This is a genomic window from Bacillus sp. JUb11, assembly GCF_024807925.1.
In the GTDB taxonomy this organism is placed as follows: domain Bacteria; phylum Bacillota; class Bacilli; order Bacillales; family Bacillaceae; genus Bacillus; species Bacillus altitudinis.
On sequence record NZ_JANUEZ010000004.1, the window covers coordinates 270,762 to 291,673 of the forward strand.

19 protein-coding genes are annotated in these 20,912 nt (G+C 40.5%); 8 read left to right on the plus strand and 11 right to left on the minus strand.

Translation table 11 applies throughout. The annotated features are described in order from the left end of the window. Nucleotides 1–63 precede the first annotated feature (63 nt). Nucleotides 64–492 carry a cell wall hydrolase gene (locus M2369_RS09560; RefSeq protein ID WP_008342138.1) on the minus strand — a complete coding sequence of 143 codons (429 nt, stop codon included), beginning with the start codon at nt 490–492 and terminating at the stop codon, nt 64–66. 539 nt (nt 493–1,031) lie between these two features. Between M2369_RS09560 and M2369_RS09565 the strand changes: the two genes are divergently transcribed. Beyond that, nucleotides 1,032–2,093: a DUF4352 domain-containing protein gene (locus M2369_RS09565; protein ID WP_024719008.1), complete on the plus strand. Its 1,062-nt coding sequence runs from the start codon at nt 1,032–1,034 to the stop codon at nt 2,091–2,093. 231 nt (nt 2,094–2,324) lie between these two features. Continuing rightward, on the plus strand, nt 2,325–2,876 hold the full coding sequence (locus M2369_RS09570) for a hypothetical protein (RefSeq protein WP_259254083.1): 552 nt from the start codon (nt 2,325–2,327) through the stop codon (nt 2,874–2,876). 56 nt (nt 2,877–2,932) lie between these two features. Here the strand turns inward: M2369_RS09570 and M2369_RS09575 are convergent, their stop codons facing one another. Together M2369_RS09575 and M2369_RS09580 are read right to left on the minus strand one after the other, a co-directional pair. Then, a complete protein-coding gene (locus M2369_RS09575; RefSeq protein WP_259254084.1) occupies nt 2,933–4,114 on the minus strand; it encodes an ABC transporter permease in 1,182 nt (393 codons plus the stop codon). Beyond that, complete coding sequence (locus tag M2369_RS09580) at nt 4,114–4,854, minus strand: ATP-binding cassette domain-containing protein (RefSeq protein ID WP_041508193.1); 741 nt, start codon at nt 4,852–4,854, stop codon at nt 4,114–4,116. The genes M2369_RS09575 and M2369_RS09580 overlap by 1 nt, the downstream gene beginning before the upstream one ends. A gap of 160 nt (nt 4,855–5,014) precedes the next feature. Here M2369_RS09580 and M2369_RS09585 point away from each other — a divergent pair, with 160 nt between their 5' ends. After that, nucleotides 5,015–5,716: a LytR/AlgR family response regulator transcription factor gene (locus M2369_RS09585; RefSeq protein WP_135226913.1), complete on the plus strand. Its 702-nt coding sequence runs from the start codon at nt 5,015–5,017 to the stop codon at nt 5,714–5,716. Between the two features lie 11 nt (nt 5,717–5,727). Next, a complete protein-coding gene (locus tag M2369_RS09590) occupies nt 5,728–6,693 on the plus strand; it encodes a sensor histidine kinase (RefSeq protein ID WP_259254085.1) in 966 nt (321 codons plus the stop codon). A 35-nt stretch (nt 6,694–6,728) separates the two neighbouring features. Here M2369_RS09590 and M2369_RS09595 read toward each other — a convergent pair whose 3' ends face one another. Continuing rightward, nucleotides 6,729–7,658, minus strand: a complete 930-nt coding sequence (locus M2369_RS09595; RefSeq protein ID WP_259254086.1) for an aldo/keto reductase — start codon at nt 7,656–7,658, stop codon at nt 6,729–6,731. A gap of 498 nt (nt 7,659–8,156) precedes the next feature. On the opposite strand from M2369_RS09595, the gene M2369_RS09600 reads away from it, so the two are divergent. Further along, nucleotides 8,157–9,197 carry a DUF4352 domain-containing protein gene (locus M2369_RS09600; protein WP_008342147.1) on the plus strand — a complete coding sequence of 347 codons (1,041 nt, stop codon included), beginning with the start codon at nt 8,157–8,159 and terminating at the stop codon, nt 9,195–9,197. 48 nt (nt 9,198–9,245) lie between these two features. Here the strand turns inward: M2369_RS09600 and M2369_RS09605 are convergent, their stop codons facing one another. From M2369_RS09605 to M2369_RS09615, 3 genes are all read right to left on the minus strand, one after another. Further along, complete coding sequence (locus M2369_RS09605; RefSeq protein WP_024719014.1) at nt 9,246–10,337, minus strand: SEC-C metal-binding domain-containing protein; 1,092 nt, start codon at nt 10,335–10,337, stop codon at nt 9,246–9,248. A 193-nt stretch (nt 10,338–10,530) separates the two neighbouring features. Next, the gene (locus tag M2369_RS09610) at nt 10,531–11,469 is read right to left on the minus strand and encodes a response regulator (RefSeq protein ID WP_041508188.1); all 939 of its coding nucleotides are present in this window, start codon (nt 11,467–11,469) and stop codon (nt 10,531–10,533) included. 4 nt (nt 11,470–11,473) lie between these two features. Beyond that, a complete protein-coding gene (locus tag M2369_RS09615) occupies nt 11,474–12,760 on the minus strand; it encodes an ATP-binding protein (RefSeq protein ID WP_310503976.1) in 1,287 nt (428 codons plus the stop codon). A gap of 517 nt (nt 12,761–13,277) precedes the next feature. Here M2369_RS09615 and M2369_RS09620 point away from each other — a divergent pair. Both M2369_RS09620 and M2369_RS09625 read left to right on the plus strand, forming a co-directional pair. After that, nucleotides 13,278–14,258, plus strand: a complete 981-nt coding sequence (locus M2369_RS09620; protein ID WP_047945838.1) for a glutaminase — start codon at nt 13,278–13,280, stop codon at nt 14,256–14,258. 33 nt (nt 14,259–14,291) lie between these two features. Next, entirely contained in the window at nt 14,292–15,719 is a 1,428-nt protein-coding gene (locus tag M2369_RS09625; protein WP_024719017.1) for an alanine/glycine:cation symporter family protein, read from the plus strand. Between the two features lie 39 nt (nt 15,720–15,758). Here the strand turns inward: M2369_RS09625 and M2369_RS09630 are convergent, their stop codons facing one another. From M2369_RS09630 to M2369_RS09645, 4 genes are all read right to left on the minus strand, one after another. Next, nucleotides 15,759–16,619 carry an alpha/beta fold hydrolase gene (locus M2369_RS09630; protein ID WP_259254087.1) on the minus strand — a complete coding sequence of 287 codons (861 nt, stop codon included), beginning with the start codon at nt 16,617–16,619 and terminating at the stop codon, nt 15,759–15,761. Between the two features lie 157 nt (nt 16,620–16,776). Then, on the minus strand, nt 16,777–17,142 hold the full coding sequence (locus tag M2369_RS09635) for a VOC family protein (protein WP_008342155.1): 366 nt from the start codon (nt 17,140–17,142) through the stop codon (nt 16,777–16,779). Between the two features lie 100 nt (nt 17,143–17,242). Then, the gene (locus M2369_RS09640) at nt 17,243–18,625 is read right to left on the minus strand and encodes an amino acid permease (RefSeq protein WP_019743569.1); all 1,383 of its coding nucleotides are present in this window, start codon (nt 18,623–18,625) and stop codon (nt 17,243–17,245) included. 67 nt (nt 18,626–18,692) lie between these two features. Further along, nucleotides 18,693–20,201: a class I adenylate-forming enzyme family protein gene (locus M2369_RS09645; RefSeq protein WP_061417791.1), complete on the minus strand. Its 1,509-nt coding sequence runs from the start codon at nt 20,199–20,201 to the stop codon at nt 18,693–18,695. 262 nt (nt 20,202–20,463) lie between these two features. Here M2369_RS09645 and M2369_RS09650 point away from each other — a divergent pair, with 262 nt between their 5' ends. Then, nucleotides 20,464–20,901, plus strand: coding sequence for a MarR family winged helix-turn-helix transcriptional regulator (locus M2369_RS09650; RefSeq protein ID WP_007498406.1), 438 nt, complete (start codon nt 20,464–20,466; stop codon nt 20,899–20,901). The last annotated feature ends 11 nt before the right edge of the window (nt 20,902–20,912 follow it).

The following is a 20,912-nucleotide window of genomic DNA, read 5'->3' on the forward strand; positions in this document are numbered from 1 at the left end:
CCCATTTTGAAAAAAAGAAAAACACAATCCTCTTGAATACAAAGGATTGTGCTGTTCATCAAACTAAAAGGTGTTATAAACATTTTCGCAAGTTTCAGCTGTGGGCTGGTAAAAGCAATGTGACTTATACCTTGCCACAAACGGCTGATTGTACCAAGTGGATGGACAATTTCCAGGCGGTTTGAAATACCAAAGACTGAATTTCGCAGGCCAAAATCGTTCACCATTAATGTTCCTCCGTGCAAGTGTCTTTTCACTTTCTCGTGCTCGCTGATAAAAATAGCCATGCGTGACTGCCTCAAACGCATGCTCCTGATAAATCATTTGTGGAATCGTACGCAGCCCTTTAAAGTCAGAACAGTTGGCACGCAAACGATTGATGCCTACATTTCCTACAAGCAGCATCCCTTGTTTCCCTTCACCTTCCGCTTCGGCTCTCAGCAGTCTGGCCATTAAATCAATATCAGAGCTTGTCGCTCTTACCACTGCCATACATCCACCTCCCATTCATTTCTCTTTTATTTTATGTAGGGTTTCTGTGTAGATGACTGCCATTTTGAAGGGAAAAGACACATTCCGTGTCGAGAGCCTGTCTAAATACCTCAACATTTCGCTGGACAAGTGTCTCTATGTCAACAACACACAAACCTAGTGATCATACACATCACAGGAAAAAATATTCATTACTAACGACTCATTTACAAGTCATAAAAATCCTTCTATTTGCTACATCTTCTTCAAAAACAGTCATTTGAACCTATTCAATAATCCGACTCAAAACCTTAAAATATAAAATGTTGAGTTTTTACAGGAGATTTCAAACAATAAAATACACATTTCTCCTCTCAACATAGTGTCATTTTTACTACTTGAAGTGGATGAACCTTTCGAACGCACTGAGGTATTGACAGTACTTTCGCTTCATTCTACAGTAAAAAACATACAGTATTTTTCTTTTTGTGCAAAAAGAACGATATGAACTAAAGCTTTCCAATGAAATTCACCATAAAACCCGAGGAGGAAAACATCTCATGTTTAAAAAGAAATTATCCCTGTTTCTTCTGATTTTGTGTGTAACTGTTGTCGCTGCTGCTTGTAGTGGTGGAAAAGACAAAACTGCTGCGAAAGAAAGCGATACAAAAAAATCCCTTGATGCAGCTGAAGTAAAAGTAGAAAGTGCTGAGTACACTTTACCACCTCAATACGATACATCTGTTCAGGATGATCAATATGTCCTAAAAGTGAATGTATCTGTAAAAAACATCAGCAAAGAACCATTGAATGTGGATAAAAGCAACTTTACGCTTTACCAAGATGACGCTCAGGTGTCTACCATCTCTCCTGATGACTACAACGAAGTATTATCTTCAAGCTCTCTAAATGCAGGTAAAGTATCAAAAGGTGGTCTTTTCTTTGTGGTTGATAAAGAAAAAGACTATCAATTGGTTTACACAGAGCCTGGTACTGGATCGAAAAAAGATGACAAAACACTAGAATTCGATATTAAAGGAAAAGACTTGATGAAAAAGGCAGATACACTTCAAGCGTCTGCAAAAGCCCTTTCTTCTTATATTGATGTCATGATCTTTGGTAAGAAAAATGACGATTTCGAAAAACTAACAGGTGATAACAAATCAACTGTCGTAAACGAATTTGATAAATCATTCAAACAAGGCTACATTTCTTCTTCTGGTATTTCATCTAGCTCAGCAAAAGACGAAAACCTTGATAAGCTTCTAAAAGCTGTGAAAGAAACATTAGCTGAAAAATCAAAAGTATCAACGAAAACAAAATCAATCAGCGGTGATAAAGCTGTCGTGACTGTGACACTTACACCAATTGATGCAAGCCCGCTTGTCGATCGTTTAAAAGAAAAAGCAACTGAATTCTACAGCAAAAACCGTACAGCATCTTATGATGATGCACAGAAATATCTACTTTCTATCTATCCAGATGAATTTAAAAAATTAGGACCATCATCTTCTGAAGAAACAGTAGAAGTGAACATGAAGAAAAACGATATCGACCAATGGAAACTTGATTTGAACGACTACAAAACAAGCTCGTTGGTTGAAAAGTTCATCAAGAACTAAAGAAAAACCCCCGGTTCCCGGGGGTTTTTTGTTATAATTTATCATCTGGTTAGCGACAGACAAGAAGTATTACAGCTGGAGCTAATACAAAAGGTAAACGATTTAAAGAAGTAGATAAATACAAAAATAAGCCCCAAAAAGGGTATTATTATCACTGGCATCCCTATAAAAGGACTCCAAAAGCTCATGCTTTCTAAGGATGTCCTGTTAAATAGTAAATAGAGGTGAATCATGTATCATTACGAAAAGCTATATAAACAGTATTTATATAAAAAAGGTCAATTGACTTTTACTAAAGAACAAGTCGTTGAGATGATAACGTCTAAATTTAAAGCTAGAGAATTTTCAAAAACAAAGATTTTAGATTTAGTAAATGATGATCACTTTGAATATACTAAGATATATAAATGTTTTGTCATTGATGATCCGAGTATATTGATTCAATTGTTTTCGAATGAGGAAAAAAAGGATCATCGTGAACAAGTACTTCATAATCGGCTTCATCCGCTAAAACCTAAAAGAGTAAAAGAATGGGATTATAATCACTTATTGCTTGATGAACTAGAAGGTAGAAGAATTGATATTATTTTAGAAAGTAAAGATGGAGTATATGTTTCAGAATTTACCGTAAGAGCTAGTTGCGAAAAGCTTGATAGGTATATAAATGCTTTAATTGTAGGTGCACTTATTGAAAATGAGTTAGAAGAATATCCAGTTGATATTCATGACGAGTATTTTCAATTTTATTTAGAGAACTTGGGTCAATTCGGCTTCCTAGACTAAAACATACGGTGATCGGCATTCACTTAAAAACGCCCTCTATCATAGAGGGCGTTTCTTTATTTCGCAAGCATCCATTTCTCTTTCATAAACAAACTTCTCACGATGACAAACAAGATCATCACTGTCAGCGCCGAGGAGCCGAGCGTCAGGGCAATTGACATCGGGTCAACGATGCCAAACATCAATTGCTTGCATAGTGCGTGAATATTAAGGAATGGGATCGCAAAATAATACGTATCTAGCTGCGTAGCGCCTGCTCTCATGGTGAAAAACATCGGAATCACACCTAGTGTAATGATCATGGACATGTACGATTGTGCTTCTTTCACTGAGCTTGAAACGACACTGAGCAGCAGTTCAATCATGGATACCATGAATGAGAAGATAATTAATGCCGCTAACATAACGCCGATGATGCTCCACACTTGATCTCCGAAGTTCAGCGCTTGTTTCAGTTTTTCTGTAAAGAGCAATGTAGAGAGCAGCAGCATGCCAATCGCCACAATGCCACTTAATATACCAAACATAGAAACAGCTAGCCATTTTCCAATTAAAAGCTGAAGTCTGCTGGCCGGTGTCAGGAATAAAGCTTCAATTGACTTTCTATCCTTTTCACCTGCTACGATATCAAGCGCAGCTGGCAAAGCACCTGAGATCACAGACGTCACTAAAATCATTGGAAGGAGAATCGACAGCAGCATGGTGGTCACCCCGTTTTCTCCATCCCCGTCCTCTCCTTCTTGCACATCAACCGATTGCACCTCAAACGGATGAATCACTGACGATTTGATCTGATCCTGTGCCAAACGCTTTTCTACGACTTGATTTTGATATTGTTCCAGCAATGATTGCAGCATTTGAACCGCAATCACTGAATCATCATCTGTTGGATACCCATGGACTTTAATGGCAAACGATGTTTGATGCTGAAGCATATCGCCTGCATCTTTTGGTATTTCTAGATAAGCATTTGCCTCACCGTCTTTAACGGCTTGCTGCGGGTCATCAAATGTTTCAAGTTTCAGGTTTTTCACTTCTTTGATCATGTCATTCATATCGGACGGAAGCTTTTCATTGATTGCGACTGTATACGTTTTATCGCCTGGATCAGCGATCATGCTTTCGTAGAAAAACACGAGTCCGAGCATCGTCAAAAGAGGGATCAACACTGTTAAGAGCAACGTTTTCCTGTCTCTGAGCGAATCTGTCATTTCTTTTAAAAAGACGGTTTTCCACATTATGCATTCCCCCTTGCGAGCTTCGACATAAAGATGTAATTCAAGTCTTCACTTTGTTCCTGTGCATATAATTCTGGAAGCGTTCCTTTGTACACGAGCTCCCCTTGATGAATCATCATGACACTGTCACAAAGCAGGCTGACTTCTTCCATGATGTGGCTTGAAAATAGAATCGTTTTATTTTGCTGTTTCAACTGATGAATAAACTCTCTGAAAATATTACTCGATGTGATATCTAAACCTGTTGTCGGTTCGTCAAACAAAATAATGTCAGGGTCATGAATCAATGTTCTGGCAATCGCCACCTTTTGCTTCATCCCTCTTGAAAATCCTTTTACCTTGCGATCCATGTACTGCCTCATCCCGAATCGCTTTGCTAAATCCTCAATTCTTGCTTTGATTTCATGCTGATCTAAGCCATATAATTTCCCAAAGTATTCAAGGTTTTCACGAGCCGTCAAACGGTCATAAAGTCCCGTCTCACCGCCAAATAAGACCCCAATTCGCTTCTTCACTTCAGTTGCTTCTTTGACTGTATCAAAGCCTGCGACAGTGACTGATCCGTGCGTAGGTTCTAATAATGTGGCAACGGCGCGTAGTAATGTGGTTTTCCCCGCTCCATTTTCTCCTAAGATGCCGACGACTTCTCCTTCCTTCACGGAGAATGTCATATGTTTCATCGCCTTTACGACTTTTTTCTTATCTGTAAACCAGCAACTACAATCGCTGAGAGTAATCATTTGGTTCGCCCCTTTCGACTATCTACGTCTATGATAGAAAAAATACCGCCTGTCTGACATAAAAATGTCGCGAAACGTCCTTTTTCTGTCTTGAAATGATCCATTTTAAAAAACAAATGGTAAAATAGACAAATAATAAGAAGAGTCATAGGTGATTTTTATGATAAAAGTAGGTCTTGTCGATGATTACCGAGTGGATTTAGAAAAGCTGCATGCCATTGTCGGCAGAATGGATGCCGTTGACATCGTTTTTGTGACGCAGTCAGCGGAGGAGGCATATGAGAAGGTCAAACAGGGCGACATTGATCTATTGTTTGCAGACATTGAGATGCCTGGCATGTCAGGCTATGAATTAGCAGACCTTATTCACTCTCATGCACTGAATGTGGATGTTGTATTTGTGACGGGAAACAGTGGGTATGCTGTCCATGCCTTTGATTTGAATGTCCATGATTATATTATGAAGCCTTATCAAGCTGATCGAATCGCCAAATCCTTAGAGCGCTACATGTCCACCAAGCAGGAGAAAAGCATTCACGGACGGCTTCTCATCAAGCAGCAATCAAATATCCATGTACTGCAAAAAAAGGATGTCATCTTTGTTGAACGTACTGGCAGGTCGACGACCATTGTCACAACAACAGGAGATATTCAAACATACCAAACTCTCAACGAGTTAAAAGGTGATTTAGCTGAGAAAGACTTTATCCGCTCCCACCGCTCGTTTATCATCAATATTCATTACATTAAGAACTTTTCGGCGTATGCCAAAAATTCATTTATCGTGTCTTTTGAAGGGACTGATAAAAAAGCCATGATGACGAAGCAGCAATTAGAATACTTTAAGAAATACTACTTTTAAGGAGAACGAACGTGAACGCTTTCTATCTTGGATTTCGCATATATACGCTCATCTGGCTCGGTCTTGCAGTTCAAGCTGCTGCTAAAGCTGTTCTGCCTTTGTCATCAAGCATGGTGTGGCTTCTGACCTTTTGCATCATGTGCCTTTACACCTTTTTCATTTACAAAAGGTTTTGGCTAGGTATCAGTGGTTACGTGATATTAGGCGCTTTTGTGCTCATCACCTGTTCAGGCATTTCACTTTTTCTCACGCACGGAAATGGACTAAGCCATCTTTTAACTGTCATCATCATTTTGACAGCCGATCTCCTTTCCTTCAAGGTGATGCAAGCGGAGCAACGATTAAATGGACGGCTTCAAGAGCTGATTCATGCTGAGTCGAGAACCAATGACTTGCTGCTTGAGCTGCGAAGTAAACACCATGAAACAGCTAGACATTTAAATGCCTTTTCCGCATCGAATGACGAGCATGAGATCAAAGATTTGATTCAGCAATACGTGAAACATTTCCCTTGGATCAAAGGGGAAAATGCTTATTTGGCTTCTACCCTTCATTCCTTTTTCCAGCGGGCTGAAAAAGAGGACATTGCCCTTTCACTAGATCTTCAAGCACCCTTTTCTTCTCTTCCTTTTTCTAAGGCGGATCAGGTGAGTTTTACTGGCAACCTGCTTGATAACGCATTAGATGCCGCCATTGAAGCGAAGCAAGCTGGGAACGAGGGAAGCATCTCGATCACGACTTCCATCCGGAGCGGGCTCTTTTTGATTCATTGTGAAAACAGTACTAAGGGCATGGAAAAACACATATTAGATCATCTGTTCAAGACGTTTGGCCGCTCGACAAAAGGCGGTGATCATCAAGGTATGGGTACTTATATCATTCATCAGCTTGTTGAAAAGGCAGACGGCACGCTTGATTTTACGTATCGTTCTCCAAACCTGAGGCTCGTGATCAAGATTCCTCTCACAATGGCATAAAAAATAAGGTGCTACTTGGCACCTTATTTTTTATGTTAAGAAAAGATCTGATCGATTTCGTTGATTTCTTCTTTTGTTAATTGAACATCGTTTGTTTTCAAGTTTTGTAAGACTTGCTCGGCTCGTTTTGCACCAGGAATAATGGCATCAATGCCAGCCTGCGCCAACAGCCATGCCAGCGCTACATGGGCTGTTTCGGCATGTTTTGATTGCGCAATGGCCTTCAGTTTGTCTACTTTTTCGAGGTTTTGAAGGAAAGCATCGCCTTGGAAAAGCGGGTCCTTTGCTCGAATATCATCAAATGTCGCATCCTTTGTAAACTTCCCAGTCAACAGGCCTGACGCCAATGGAAAATAAGGGATAAAGGAAATCCCATGCTCCACGCAGTATGGGAGAAGGTCTTGCTCGGCCTGACGTTTCAGCAGAGAATACTCTGATTGAAGCACGTCTAGGTATCCATCTCGATTAAAGGTTTGAAGCTGTTCAAAATCAAGGTTTGATGCCCCAATTGCCCGGATTTTCCCCTCATCCTTCAATTCCTTTAAAGTACCTGCCACTTCATCCAGCGGCGTGCGGCCATCTGGGAAATGCATATAGTACAAATCAATATAATCGGTTTGCAACCTCTTCAGGCTGTCTTCGACCTGCTGTCTTAAGAAATCACGGCTATTGTCCAGTTCGATTTGTCCGTTTACTTCTTTATGAGCCCCTTTTGTCGCAAGAACCAGTTCGTCTCTGCCGCCTCTTTTGGCAATGATCTCGCCAATCAATTCTTCTGAACGGCCCAGCCCATAAATAAAAGCAGAATCTAAGAAATTGACACCATGATCAAGAGCAGTTTCTACTAGCTCCCGCCCTGCATCTTCACTCAGATTCGGGAATAAATTATGGCCACCTACTGCATTTGTTCCAAGCCCTATCGGATTCACCTGTAAATCAGTTCGTCCAAGCGTTACTTTTTTCAAAAGCTCATCTCCCTTATCTGCTTAATCATCCTTATTTTCCCATGAATCATTTTCAACATTCAAGTATTCTGCTCTCTGAAAATCAATCTGAAGGTGGACGCTTTGAAAGAAACAGATTCGTATGATGAAGATATACTTAAACGAAAAGTTTTGCGATGTGAATCCTAACACATCTTTTGAAATGAAAACTACCTCCGTTTCAAGATTTTTACACACAAAACATTTAAAACTCATGATAAATAGATAAATTAATTCTTATTAACTAGTATATTCTACTTATTAAATTCCGTTTTTTATAGGTATTTGTGTAAAAATCTATCAAAGATAGGGACTAAAACCTATTCCTCATCACGAATGAAATTCGATAGAATGAATAGTGCAAATCGTCATTAGGAGATTTTCCCCTTTAACACCCGAATATACCATTCTATCTGTTTCTTTTTTCTCATTCAGATAGCGGGAAGAAAATGACGAAAGAAAAGCAAAGGAGCATCAACTGTGAATCTTAAAAAAATAAGTGCACTCCTCATGATTTCATTCGTGATGATCATCTCTGCAGCCTGCCAGAGCTCAGCAAAATCAACAAAGGCTGACCAAAAATCAACAAAAACAGCAGAGGTAAAAGTGAATAGCTACGAATATACGTTACCAGAAGACTCAACAACTACCTTGCGAGACAATGAATTGGTGTTAAAAGTCAACCTGACGATCACCAACAAAGGTGACAAAGCCCTTTCACTATATAACTCTGATTTCACCCTTTATCAGGACGATGCCAAAGTCTCTGATTTAAAATTCTACGGCAGTAAAGACCGCCTTGATCTTGGGTCATTGAACAAAGGGAAATCACTATCAGGAGCGCTTTATTTCCTAGTAGATAAAGGCAAAAAATATCAGTTCGTGTACCAAGATAGCATCAAGAAAAACAGCGATTCGATCGAAATTGAACTAGATGGCGAAAAGATACTAGATACAGCGAAAAAGCTAGATAACCCAGCAAAAGCACTATCTGCTTATACAGATCTCATTGTTTTTGACAAAAAGAATGATCAATTCTCAGAATTAACAGGTGACAATCAATCAGATGTCGTTAATAAATATCACGAAATGTTTGTGAAAGACTTCAAGAGAAGTGCAGGCATATATGGAAACGAAGTCAGTGACCGCGATATTTTATCCATGTACAAACGCATGCAAAATACAATGAAGGATAAAGCGAAAGTGGAAACAAGTGTGAAAACCATCTCAGATGACGAAGCGAAGGTTGTCGCTCAAGTAACCGGTATTGATGCTTCTAACTTAAAAGACAAACTAGACAAACAAAGAGATGAGTTTTACAACGGCAAAATCCGTTCGAAAGAAGAATTGTATAAGAAAAGCTTGAATATGTACGCATCTGAGTTTGAAAAGCTTCCTCCAGTCTCAAGCCCTGCTGAGTATGAAGTGAAAATGAAACGTAACGGAGATGGTCAGTGGAAAATTGACCTCAATGATTATAATACAGAGCAATACATGAGTGGTTTTATTAAAACAAGATGATGAAAAAAAGACGCTGGCTCCTTGAAAGGTGCCGCGTCTTTTTTCATGCTATGATACAGTCGTCTCTTGCTCTTCTTTGACCGCTTTTTCAATGTCTTTAAATCGGCTCGATACAGTAGACGCACTAATGCCATACTTTTTAGCAACTTGTGCTTGAGAAAGCGGGGCATCGCTTGCAAGTGAATGAATATAATATTCGATTCCCGCAGCAAATGACGCCGCTTTCCGGATCACAGGTGCTTTCTGATCACAGTAAGCTTTCCAAACTGTTAAAGCGCCATCTGTCAGGCTTTGGTCACCGTGCTCTTTCATCCCGTCTTCAATCAGCTTGGCTGTTTCCAGCTGAACGTCACTCGCCCAGTCCATCCGATCTGCTGATAGTCCTACTGTACTTCCTTCTGTTTGAGCAGGCGCTTCTGTTTCTTCAACTTCTTGCTTCGCAAACATACACTTCAGCACTTCAGGGAAGGCTTCTCTCATAAATGTACTACGTGCTCCTCCGTTTGCCTCATGTGCTTCAACGAGCTGGCGAACCTGAAGAAGAAGCGTATCAGTAAACTCTTTCGCGAACATCGTATATTGAATGAAAAACTCTGCTTTTTCTTCAAACTGAACAGGGAAACCTAGAACAAGACTACCTTTCTCTGGCAGCACGGTTTGATCCGGCTTCACATCAACTTCAACCTTCTCAGCTGTCACCATATTCTCAAAGTAAAGAGACTCGTCCGTTTTTTCATTTAATAAAAGCAAAGATGGCTCCATGTCTGTCCAAGATTCAACCACTTGTCTTGTTTTAGGACGGGTAATATCTTCTGCTTTTTTTGTCAGGAATTCTTGGAAGATAGTCTCTTTCTTATCTGTTAATGGGCGGAAGAAAATGCCCCATACACTCAAATGAAAGACTGAGATTTGTTGCGTTTCTTTATCCATATCTGCTAGGAAAGAAAACTCATTAATGAATTGATTGATCGCTCTCTGATGCTTAGAGAACGCATAATTCATTAAATCCTTTTGAACTTGTACAGCTTCTTTAAACACAAGCTCAGACGTTTGTTCTCCGCCTGACTTTTGACCACAGCAATGTTTATATTTTTTTCCGCTTCCGCATGGGCAGAGCGCATTTCGTTTAATTTTTCCCAAAATAAAACCTCCGACATTCTAGTCTAACCTCACTATTTTAACAAACGATTGCACAGGAGAGTTTTATTTTCAAGAAAAAAGAAAAATCAGAATGATCAGATAAATAACAAAGACGTCTAAAAGAGCAAGGCGGCTCATAGTCAAAAGCACTCTGTCTCTGTTTATTTTCTCCAATCATTCCAATAGATTTCCCTCAGCTCATCCCTTCGAATAGCTGCTTTGCTTCAAAATAAAAGATTTGCACAAACTTTTTCGTATTGACTCTGCCTGTTGACCCTGCAGATGAAGAAGTCTTCTGCATTTCTTTCATCCTTTGGCTGACATCAGTGAAATCAAAAAACTTCGACGCATAGTGCTCAAATTTAGGATTTGAAAAATCTGTGAGCCCAAGTGATGCGAAATGATTTAAGGAATGATGGATGGCTCGTCTAATTCGCTGCTCTGCTGCTTTCACTTCCCGCATCACTTCCACATCCACCGCACCACGACCAAGCTTTCGTTCCGCCGTTTTGATAAATAGCTGCTTTAATGGCGGAAAATTCACCTCATGAGAATTGGCTGTCTGCGTTTCATGTAAGTAGATCAATATCTCTAGTAAATCCTTAGAGCCACTCTCTCCGACAATTCCTAATTCAGATAGGAGGAATTCCCCTGCCTCTTTCATCGTTCTTCGCTTTGATCCAGTACCTGTCTCATGAGAAATCACTGGCTCTAATGGCAGCACATGCCGAAGAGAAGCTTGAATATCGTAAATTGATTTTTCGAGCTTGATCCGCTCCATGACCTTTCGAATGACACTGACAATCTCAATTCGATTGACGGGTTTATGAATATAATATTCAATTCCAAGTTCATAGGCTTCTGCCATCATCTCTTTTGCTTCTACTTGAGATATCATGATGACCTTTCCTTTGAATTCAGGGTGAATATGACGTATGGTTTGAATGCCGTCTCTAGCTGGCATTAAAAGATCAATCAGAAGGATGTCTACTTTTTTCAGGTTCAATGAATGCGCTTCTAATCCAATGCCGTCATCAGCTTCATCCACGACCTCTCCTAGATCCTCATCCTCAATGATCTGACCTAAAATCGAGCGTATTGCACGATCATCATCTGCAATGAAAAATCGCATACACTCACCCTCTCTGTATTAAATTTTTTATCGGAAGGACAAGCAGAAAAGCTGTTCCTTTCGTTTCTTTCTGCTCAATCTGGATTTGACCGTCCAGCTCTTGAACCAGCTCTCTCACATAGGATAAGCCAATCCCAGTTGACGGTGTTCCATATGCATCAAATTTCGAGGTATATCCAGGATCAAATACAATCTCTCTCAATTTCTCAGGAATACCCGGTCCATCATCCTCAACCCGAATCTCTATTTTATCATGACTGCCTTTTAATACGAGTGAGATGGCTCCATCATCCTTGATTGCTTCAACTGCATTTGCCATTAAATTATTAATCAGCGATAAGAAAATGAACACATGATACTCATGCAAGTGAATGCCTTTTATATCAGATGTAAAGGAAATGTTCTTCCCGAGAGATAGCGCATATTTCTCTTGAATGCGAATCACGATTTGAACAAGATCCTCTGCCCTCATATAATCTTGCATGTTTTCCTTTGAAATCAGCTTTGAAAGCCCAGCGTATATACGCTGATTGTCCTTTTTAACTTCATGTATTTCCCCTGCAAGCTTCAGCAGCTCCTGACTCACTTTCTTTCCTGCCTCATGTTCATTCAGCAGACGATAGAGCCGATAGGATTCTTGCGTTATGTGCTCTGTATGATTTAGCGTTTTCTTTAGATGAACTGTTTCCTCATATAAATTTGAAATGACCATCATCATATGCTCATTTTGCTTCATGATTTGTTTCTCTCTTGATTGTGCCTCATACAGCCTCATCATATTAAAAAAGCTGATGACCACGAAGCTGTGAGCAAATGCAATGAGGATCATATCACTCAGCTTTGAGAAAGTCATGGTTGTATCAAACACTAAAAATTGTACAAACAGCTCAACAAAATCAGCAAGCAGTTCAATCATCAGTCCGATCAGCCCAATAAAAATGGAACGCTGCTTGAAACGGCCTGTACGGACAACAAAGAAAAGAAAAGCATAAGTAAAGTAAAAAAAGAAGCTCGGAAACTGCTGATAAAATGACAGAGCCAGATCAGCTTTTTGCTGAATAAGATCTAAACCTACCCGAAATAGGACAATGGCTGCGCCTGTTAAAAACCCTGGCAGCAATGGTCTTGATTTTCTTAAAAGTAATAAGCAAAAGAAAAACGCAGGTGCCCCAAAACTAATACGAAATGTTTCATTCACAGGATAAAACTTCAGCTCTCCCGCAAGCGGCACAATGACGATCATAAAAATCAAAATAAATGCGTCTTTTTTGACAAGCTGGTTTAAACTCAAATGACTGACATCCCTTCCCCTGTTTACATAGCCACAGTATACAAGGAGACTCTTTGCTTCACAATGAGCAAAAAAATTATTTTCACGGCTACTTCTCTCTTCAAAATCATTTTTTATGACTATTCTCCGAGAAGGCATGGTGACCTTTCAGCTATTCTACGATTTGGAGATTGTCTACAATAATGGGAATTGTTTAGACAATTACATGCAGACTGATTTTTATTTGTAAGTTTTTCTGTAGATTTTCGTCAGATTGTGTAGTTTCCAAGATAAATTGAATGAACAATTTTAGTGAAACTATATGTAAGCGTTTTCTGAATTTTCACTAAAAACCCTTTTTGTTGTTTCGCCGCCAAAGCCTTCATTTGAACATATATTTAGGTGTAAAGGAGTGGTACAAGCAGCGCATGACAAGTTCTTTGAAGATGTGTAACATGTTTTCGTGCCTATTTGATCGCATTTTTTGTCATCCGCCAATTCAATAGGGTACTTTTTGATTTTTGATTGGAGGAATCGTATGAAAACAGCAATTTCTAATAATACACAACACGCATGCCAGTCTTCTGTTGATCAATGGGCAGAAGAAATACGTCCGTATTACAAAAACGGGCAGAACGCTGGCTACATTCCAGCACTCGGAAAAGTAAATTCCTCTCAACTTGGTATCAGCGTGATAGGCCCAGATGGATCATCTGTACGTTATGGTGATTGGGACGTTCCCTTTACCCTGCAAAGTATCTCAAAAGTCATCAGCTTTATAGCTGCCTGTTTAGGAAGAGGCGTTCCGTACGTCTTGGATCGGGTAGATGTAGAGCCAACTGGTGATGCATTTAATTCCATCTACCGCCTTGAGATGCATAAACCAGGGAAGCCCTTTAATCCAATGATTAATGCTGGAGCTATTACCGTATCCTCCATCCTTCCTGGAAAGACTTCTACAGAAAAGCTAGCATATATTTTCGATTTAATCGAAAACTTAATAGGTAAGCGTCCTTCTGTTAATGAAGAGGTTTATCAATCAGAATGGGCAACGGCACATCGCAACCGGGCACTTGCTTATTATTTAAAAGAAACCAATTACTTAGAATCAGATGTCGAGGACACGTTAGAAGTGTATTTAAAGCAATGTTCCATTGAGGTTACAACAGAGGACATCGCCTTGATTGGACTGGTTATATCAAGTGATGGCTACCATCCCTTTAAACAAGTCCAAGTCATCCCAAAAGATATCGCAAGACTAACAAAGGCATTGATGCTGACATGCGGCATGTACAATGCGTCTGGTAATTTTGCTGCATTCGTAGGTGTTCCAGCCAAAAGTGGTGTGTCTGGAGGAATCATGGCTTGCGTTCCGCCAAGCGCAAGAAGAGAATTCCCATTTCAGACAGGCTGCGGGATCGGCATTTATGGTCCTGCCATTGACGATTGTGGAAATAGTATTACCGGTGTCATGATGCTGAAGAAACTCGCCAAAGAGTGGGATCTCAGTATTTTTTAAAAAGAACAGTGATGAATTCGAAGAGGTGATGTTATGAACGAAAAAGCTTTGCTATCTTATTTAACAACTACAAATGATTTTATTTGGACTTATCTTGTCATTGCTCTGTTACTTGGAGTAGGGGTCTACTTCACATATAGATCACGCTTCCTGCAAGTTAGAATGCTGAAAGAAATGCTGCGTGTTCTAAAAGAAGGAAGAAAAGAAAAAGAGGGAATCTCACCGTTCCAAGCATTTGCCATCAGTATGGCAGCACGTGTAGGAACAGGGAATATCACAGGGATTGCCATCGCTATTGCGATCGGTGGACCTGGTGCAATCTTCTGGATGTGGATCGTCGCGATTATCGGTTCTGCCTCAAGCTTTGTTGAAAGTACATTAGCTCAAGTGTATAAAGTCAAAGATAAAACAGGATTCCGCGGGGGACCTGCTTATTACATGGAAAAAGGGTTAAACAAGCGCTGGATGGGGATTTTATTTGCCATTCTGATCACGATCTCTTTTGGGATTGTCTTTAACGCAGTGCAATCAAATACCATCACAGTTGCTTTTCAAAACTCTTTTGGTCTAGATCGCCTAACTGTCGGCATCATTATGGCTGTTATTTTTGCCGCCATTATTTTTAAAGGTATCCAAGCGATTGCAAAAGCATCTGAATATATTGTCGTTGTCCTTGCCGTTGCTTACATCGGGATTGCTTTCTTTGTGATTGTCACAAATATTACTGAACTGCCAGGTGTCATCAGTACGATTGTGAAGCATGCTTTCGGATTTGAACAGTTTGCCGGCGGTACACTAGGTGGAGCATTGTTACAAGGGATTAAACGCGGTCTCTTCTCAAACGAAGCCGGTATGGGTAGTGCGCCTAACGCAGCAGCAACTGCTGTCACGAGCCACCCAGTCAAACAAGGATTAATCCAAGCATTTGGTGTATTAACAGATACGTTAATTATTTGTACAAGTACAGCCTTTCTTGTCTTGTTCTCTGATGCGTATAAAACAACCAACCTGCAAGGAATTGAGCTAACTCAGGCTTCATTAAGCCAGCACATTGGGCCTTGGGCTTCTGGATTCCTGGCGATCATGATTTTCTTATTCGCTTTTAGTACGTTAATTGGTAACTATTACTATGGTGAAACGAACATTGAGTTCTTGGGAGCGAATAAAATTTGGCTCAACATCTATCGTGTTGCTGTCATTGGCATGGTTCTTTTCGGAGCTGTTGCGACTGTTCCTCTCGTTTGGGGTCTAGCCGACTTATTCATGGGTCTCATGGTCATCGTCAACCTCATTGCCATTACCATGTTGTCCAAAGTCGCCTTTGCAGCACTGAAGGATTACATGAGACAGAAAAAAGAAGGCAAAGATCCTGTTTTCTATAAAAATGCCGTTCCAAACAATGAAGAGATTGAATGCTGGGACGACGAACCTGTTTCCTTGAAAAAGAATCAAATCGGATAAAACAAATAAGCTCTGGTCATATGATCAGAGCTTTTTCCTTTATGCTAAAAATTCGAGAATGAGCTTGTTCACGACATCTGGTTTCTCATGATTGATCCAATGAGTCGCATCATCAACAAAAATCAGTTGTCCATTTGGGCAAATCTTGATCGTTTCTTTTGCGAGCTTTCTGCTTAGAAATTTGTCCTCCATTCCCCAAATCATTCGGACAGGCACGAGAATTCGTTTGGAAATCGGTTTTTCAAAGCCGCCTTTTTTAATCGCTCGATACCAATTCAACATGGACGTAATGGCTCCAGGCTGCGTCCATGCCAGCTTATAGCTTGAGACATCTTCCTTCGTGAACAGATGAGGTCTAGCAGACAGTCCAATGGCTTCATCCAGTCTTTGAAAGTGATTTTCTTGAAGGGCTGCCTCTGGTACATTTGGAAGCTGAAAGAACGCGATATAAGAGCTCTTCTTCCACTGCGGCGGATAAAACGGAAGGACCTTCATCATCACACGAGGATGCGGCATGTTGACGATGATTAATTTCTCTACATATTGAGAACGGGTTGAAGCAAGGTGCCAAGCAACCGCTCCGCCCCAATCATGTCCGCCGACAATAGCCTTTTGATTTGGGCTCAGCGCCTTAATTAATCCCACGATATCATCTCTTAATTTGTCTAAGACGTATGATTCGACTCCTTCCGGTTTGTCACTCAGATGGTACCCCCTTTGATCAGGAACAACGACACGATACCCCGCCTCAGCCAGGGGGAGGATTTGATTTTTCCAACCATACCAAAACTCAGGAAATCCATGCAGCAGAACCAGCAGTGGGCCATCTTCAGGACCAGCCATTGCCGTATGGAGCCTTATGTCGTTTGTTTGAATATATTGAAACTCAACTTGATCCATTCCTTTTCCACCCTTTCCCCATGTCTTATCATTCTTCCAACATAGCATATTTTCCATTTTTCAGAAAATAAAAACACTCACAAAAAAACCTTCACAAGGGTGAAGGTCTCAGATTACTGACAACGAATGCGAGGGTTTGTCTTCACGCAAAACGTCTTTATTTCATATAATTCAGCACCCATATCAGACCATTCTTCCGATCTTGTACTTGTCCATGAAGTGCGCCAAAAAACGTATCCTGTAATTCCACAAGGACATCTCCGTCAGCTTCAAGCGCCTCGTATACAGCCTTTAACTCTTCCTCATTGTCAAACTGCATGATCAATCGAAGATTCTCTGGTTTTGGTGTGCGGCCAAATGTATCTGAAAAGTGGAGCAGTGATTCTCCAAGGTGCAGCTCAGCATGCAATACACGGTCTTGATGTTCATTTAAGATACGAATATCTCCGCCAAAAATTCCTTGATAATATTGAAGAGATTCTTTGACGTCTTCTACGACAATATAAGGACTAACGCTGATCATTTCCCTCATCCTCCTCTTGTTCCGTTCATTATCTCTTATATAGCTTATCCCAAATCGTATGAAAAAAGGCACAAATCGTCAACGGATTTGCACCTTTTTTTCAAGCAGATTTCGCTAATTCACTGTGTTTGTTAGAATACGCTGCGTACATGACGACACCGATAATCAGCCAAACCCCGAAGTACAGCCATGTCCGGCCTGGTAAATTGAGCATCAGAAACACACAACACCCCATCGAGATAATTGGCAAAACCGGTACAAACGGAACCCGGAATCCCCTTTCCAGCTGTTTATGTGTCTTTCTCAAAATGAGTACGGATAAACTCACCATCGCAAACGTTAATAATGCACCGATATTGGCTAGGTTGGACAGATCCTTCAAATCAATAAACCCTGAAATAACAGCTGTCATCCCGCCAATCACCCATATACTTGCAACAGGTGTATCACTTTTGTTTGTTTTAGAAAACACTTTAGGCAAGAGTCCGTCCCGCCCCATCGCAAAAGCAATTCGAGTTGCCGCATAATTATTGGCGAAAATCACAGCCATCAATCCAATCACAGCACCGACAGAAATAATACCAGCCACGCTATGTTGATGGACACTTTGCAATACATAAGACATCGCCTCTGTCACATTCAACTTCGTATAGTGCACCATGCCTGTCATGACCAAACAAACGACAATATAAATGATCGTACAAATGAGCAATGAACCAATAATGCCAATTGGCAGGTTCCGCTGTGGATTTTTCACCTCTTCTGCAGAAGCTGAAATGGCATCGAATCCTAAAAAGGCAAAAAACACAGCAGCGGCTCCAGCAATAATCCCTTCCGTACCAAACGGCATGAACGGCTGCCAATTGGCTGGCTCTACATAAAAACCACCTACTACAATGAAAAGAACAATAATGCCAAGTTTCACAAACACCATGATATTATTGAATTTTTTACTTTCTTTCGTTCCTCTAGATAGGATCCACGCAATGAGTAAAGCAATGATAATTGCTGGCAAATTCATATATCCGCCTTGTTCTGGACCAGCTAAAAATTGATGTGGAATTGAGATTCCAAACCCCTCCAGCAGGCTGTTAAAATAACTCGACCAGCCACTCGCTACAGCTGAAGCAGTCAGCATATAAACAGATAATAACGTCCATCCCATGAGATGACCTACGAGTTCACCCATTGTGGTATATGAATAAATGTACGCACTGCCGAACACAGGCAGCGCGGAAGCCATTTCTGCATAACAAAGTGCTGCTAAACTGCACACAATCGCTGCGATCGCAAAGGAGAAAATAACAGCCGGTCCTGCATCCTTAGCTGCTGTAATTCCGGTTAACACCATGACCCCCGTCCCAATCACAGCCCCTATGCCAAGGAGCGTGAGATCGAGCCCGCCCAGTGTTTTCTTTACCTTTTGCTGTCTGCTCTGTTCTAACAAATCGTGAATGTGTTTCTTACGAAGTATATGTCGCAAACCCTTTCCCTCCAAAACGTTAGAAAAACAAAAAAATCATTCAAATTTCATTATAGCAGAATAGGTCCTACGCATTCACAACCAATTCACGTAAATCTTTCTTCATGATTTTACCAAGTTTATTTTTTGGCAGATCCTGCGTGAAATGAATGGATGGCACTTTGTAATCTGCTAAACGTTCCTTGCAGTAATTCACCACATCTTCTTCGCAGAAATCGACAGATTCGTCTTTTACGATATACGCACTTGGTACTTCACCATATAAGTCATCTGGTACCCCAATGACAGCAGATTCAATTACACCTGGAATTTGATCAATGACCTCTTCCACTTGGTCAGGATAAATATTATCCCCACCGTATAGAATCACATCTTTGTATCTCCCTGTGATGTAAAGAAAACCGTCTTCATCCAGATAGCCTGCATCCCCCATATGGAACCAGCCATCTTTGAGCACTTTCTCTGTCGCTTCAGGTTGATGATAGTAGCCTAAGAAATAAAATGGGCTTCTCATGACGACCTCGCCAATTTCTCCAGCTGGGAGCGCCTCTTCTGTCTCAGGATGCACGATTTTGACTTCTACATCCGGATCCACTTTACCAGCAGAGCCCATCTTATCCTCGCCCATCGCTGGATGCCACGCACTCACAACCCACGCTTCTGTACTTCCATAGCCATGCATCATCTGAATGCCTACTTCTTTGTAATCTTTAATTAAGCGTACCGGTACCTTCGTACCACCAGAAATCGCAATTTCAAAAGATGAGAGATCGTACGAACCGCGCTTCATTTCTTCTAGCATGTACGTATAAGCTGATGGGAAAGCCATCATAAACGTAATTCTTTCTTTCTCAATCGTTTCTAAAATGCGTTTCGGTGTTGCATCATGTAAGAAGACTAACGTATACCCTTCAATTGCAGCTGCAATCAAGTGATTAATAGAACTCATATGATACAGCGGATGACTTGCCAAGTACCGTTTTCCTTTCAGATCAAATCCTCGATTCCCACGTCGTGTTAAAAATTGATAGATTCGTCCATGTCCGACCATACAGCCTTTTGGATTGCCTGTTGTACCTGAAGTGAATAAAATCATGGCCAAATCTTCTTCTGATACCTCTTCAGCAAGATCACTTCCATCATTAGACGCCAATATGTCTTCAAACAGCTGTGTTGTTTTCGCATTGACACCAGATTCCACCATGAGACAATCTTCTAAAGACACATTCACTGCCGCAATGATGTCACGGAATTCACGGTCAAAAAATAAAGCCTTTGGCTCTGCTTTTTTCAAGATACCTTCTAGCTCAAAAGAGGTAAGCTGCCAGCTAAGCGGTACGGCGACTGCACCTGCTTTAATGGCTGCCAGCATAATCGTAGAAAAGTGATGATGGTTTTGACAAATAAAGCACACCCGGTCACCTTTTCGAATTCCTTTACGGTGTAAGTAATGTGCCAGCTGATCAATGCGTTTTGCATATTCTTCAAATGTATAAGACACACCTCCGCCAGTTACCGCTTCAATTTGTGAAGAGCGTTCCATTCTGTCGTTTAGTAATGCCTGTAAAGTATTCAATATCTTCATCTCCAAACGTTTGATGTCCAATAGCCAATTTCCAGAGAATTGGATTGGCAGATTTTATCTCATTCACATTCTAAAATAAAAAGAGGTGAAAGTAAAATCATTTCATTTTGGAATTGTTCCTTTTATTAATTGATAATATAGGTAATTTTATAGCCGTCTTCCATTTTGGTTTAAATGATGATGCTTATTATGATAAGATAGACCTAGTAATTGATCGGAAAATGCGAATGCAATAGGAAAAGAGGTATGGAGAATGCAACATTTCGAGCTAGAGGCAAGTTTGTTAGACCATGCACTGACAAAGTATTTAAAGGCGACGAAACGAATAGATGAAGAGAATATCCCGAAAAACGTCACGAATGTAAAAGGGTTTATTTTACGCATCATCTACCGCCATCAATCATGTACTGTGAAAAATATTCTGCAGGAAGTTTCATTATCTCCCTCCGCAACAACAACCGCTCTCAATCACTTAGAAGATGAAGGGCTGATTATCCGCTCTAGAAATAACAATGACCGCCGTACGGTATGGATTACACTCTCTGAATCAGGTGAACAAATCGCCAGACAAATGATCGACAATCGTCAGCTGCTTGTCAATCAACTGTTCAATCACCTATCAGAAGAAGATAAAAAAACATTTTTTGAATTAATCGAAAAAATGATGGACGAGCGCACATTAAAGGCTTAGGAAATATCCTA